The 2,561-nt window shown below is 71.0% G+C and carries 2 protein-coding genes; both read left to right on the top strand.

Annotation, left to right across the window (positions count from 1 at the left end; translation table 11 throughout):
- Nucleotides 1-320 precede the first annotated feature (320 nt).
- On the top strand, nucleotides 321-1,109 hold the full coding sequence (locus PLJ28_RS15550; protein WP_324590410.1) for an Ltp family lipoprotein: 789 nt from the start codon (nucleotides 321-323) through the stop codon (nucleotides 1,107-1,109).
- Nucleotides 1,110-1,464: 355 nt separating this feature from the next.
- Nucleotides 1,465-2,561, top strand: a 1,097-nt coding sequence (locus PLJ28_RS15545; protein WP_324590409.1) for an HNH endonuclease family protein, incomplete at its 3' end; no start/stop codon positions are given.

The following is a 2,561-nucleotide window of genomic DNA, read 5'->3' as shown; positions in this document are numbered from 1 at the left end:
CGGGGCTGGTCCGGATGCACGGACCCGAGGAGCCGGGCGGCGCCGAGGACGAGGGTGGCCTGAGGGCAAACCCCTAATCAGCGAGAAGTTTCTCGCTCTCTCGAGGGCGGGGCCTGCGGAGGGCCGTCCGGCAGCGCGTTCCCTTAGCGTGTCCGCCGCCCTGCGTAAGGTCGCCACCACGATCGAACCCGCCGCACGCGGGACATCCCCTTCGATCCCTGCTCCGGCAGCACCCCGGAGAAGCGGCATTGCAGTCCCCACCGCACTGCCGTGTGACACCGACCATCGCTTCCCCCGCGAGTCTCATGAAGGAGCTTCCCATGACCGGGAACCAGTCATTCCCCTCGGGCACCTCGCCCCACGACCCTGTTGTCACGTCCCCCTACACCGACCAGGCTGCGAAGAAGTCCGCACGGCCCTGGTACCGCAAGAAGCGGTTCATCCTGCCCACCGGCCTCCTGGCCCTGTTCGTCGCCGCAGGGATCGCCGGTGACGGCGGGGACGTCCCGGAGACGGAGGCCGCGCCGCAGGGCACGTCCATCGCCAGCCCCTCGACCGCCCAGCCCACCGAAGACACGGGGGCAGAGGCCAGCGCCCGGGCTGAGAAGAAGGCCCAGGAGTCCGCCGAGGCCGCGGCTGAGGCTGAGGCCACTAGGAAGATCGACGCTGAGGTGAAGGCGGAAGCCGAGGCCCAGGCGTCCCAGGAGGCCGAAGCAGAGGCTGAGGCCGAGGCAGAAGCTGAGGCCAAGGCTGAGGCCAAGGCTGAGGCTGAGGCTGAGGCTGAGGCACAGGCCGCCGAGGAGGCTGCGGCCACGGCCGGTACGGTGAGCCAGCAGAACGCCCTGCGGTCCGCCGAGAAATACCTGGACTTCACCGCCTTCTCCCGGCCGGGCCTGATCGACCAGCTGGAGTTCGAGGGGTACTCGACCGCGGACGCCACCTGGGCCGTGGACCGCCTGACGGTCGACTGGAAGGAACAGGCCGCTCAGTCCGCCGCCAACTACCTCGACTTCACGTCCTTCTCGCGGCAGGGCCTGATCGACCAGTTGGTCTTCGAGGGTTTCACCGCGGAGCAGGCCACCTACGGCGTGGACCAGACGGGCCTGTAACCGGACCGGGGCAGGGTCCTCGCTCACCCCGCGGCCCTTCTCCTCGCGTCAATCTCTCCAGTCCCTGCGCAGGACACCCCGGGTGCCGCACGACGACTCGTCGGCCACCCGGGGTGCCTGTTGCCCAGACAATGCCTGCTCTCCAGACAGGGGTTCGGCCGCCGGACGATGCGCCGTCACCGGTGGGCAGAGATTCGAGTGGGTCAATCCCGGTTTTGACCGTGACCATCGGCGATACTGGAATGACCCCACCGTCTCACCCGCCTGGGTCACCGTGTCCCGCGATGCCTCCGCGGGCACCCCACTGACCGGATCCCGGTCAGCACCCGGCGTCATCCCCGAAAGCACCGTCTCCATGAATCTCCAGCGCCTCCTGTCCGCAGGTTCCGCAGCCCTGGCCCTCGTCCTGGTCACCACCGGGTGTGTCCCGGGCGCGGACAGCCCCTCCTCCACCCCCACGGCCAGCACGACGGCCACGACGGCCGCGGCGAGCGTTGCCGCGACCCCGACAACCCCCAGTGCTCAGGCCGCATCGACCGCGGCCACCACCCCGGCCCCCCACCCGCGGGCCACGGCAGACCGGTCATTGGCCACCGGCACGCCGTCACCGACCATCGCCCCGCAGCGCCAGGGTTCCGGACCGGCAGCGGCCGGGACCGCACTGGCCGTCCTGGAGGCCCTGCCGGTGAAGGGACGGGCGCCGAAGACCGGTTACGGCCGGGACCAATTCGGCCCGGCGTGGGCGGACGTCGACCGCAACGGCTGCGACACCCGCAACGACATGCTGGCCCGCGACCTGGCCGGGGAGCGGTTCAAGCCCGGCACCCATGACTGCGTGGTCCTCTCCGGGGTGCTCGATGACCCCTACACCGCCACCGAGATCCACTTCCTCCGCGGCCAGGACACATCCAACGACGTGCAGATCGACCACGTGGTCGCCCTGTCCGACGCCTGGCAGAAGGGTGCCCGGCAGCTCTCCGCGGACGAGCGGATCCGGTTCGCGAACGACCCGGTGAACCTGCTCGCCGTGGACGGACCGGCGAACGCCCAGAAGTCCGATTCCGACGCCGCCTCCTGGCTGCCACCGAACCGGTCGTTCCGCTGCGACTACGTCGCCCGGCAGATCGCCGTCAAGGCGGAATACGGACTCTGGGTGACCTCCGCCGAGAAGGACGCCATGACCCGCGTACTCGACGGCTGCCCGGACCAGGCCCTCCCCACCGCGCAGACCGCCGCGACCGCGTATTCGGTCATCACCCGTTCCACGCAGTCACCCGCCCCGGCCCCGTCGGCCCAGGCGCCCAGCAGGACCCGGGCCCCGGAGCTGACGCCGAGGAAGGCCCAGACGCCGGCGCCCCGCAGGACCTACACCCCTGCCCCGCCCACGACGGCGGCGGCCGTCTACTTCAAGAACTGCACCGCCGCACGCGCCGCCGGCGCGGCCCCGGTCCG

This window comes from Citricoccus sp. (genome assembly GCF_035445025.1).
GTDB lineage: Bacteria > Actinomycetota > Actinomycetes > Actinomycetales > Micrococcaceae > Citricoccus.
Note: the sequence above shows the minus strand (reverse complement) of the source record. Positions and strands in the feature narration are given on the sequence as shown.

Bases quoted from the DNA above. Each gene is read 5' to 3' on its own strand.
- PLJ28_RS15550 (WP_324590410.1), top strand. From the start codon at position 321: ATGACCGGGAACCAGTCATTCCCCTCGGGCACCTCGCCCCACGACCCT.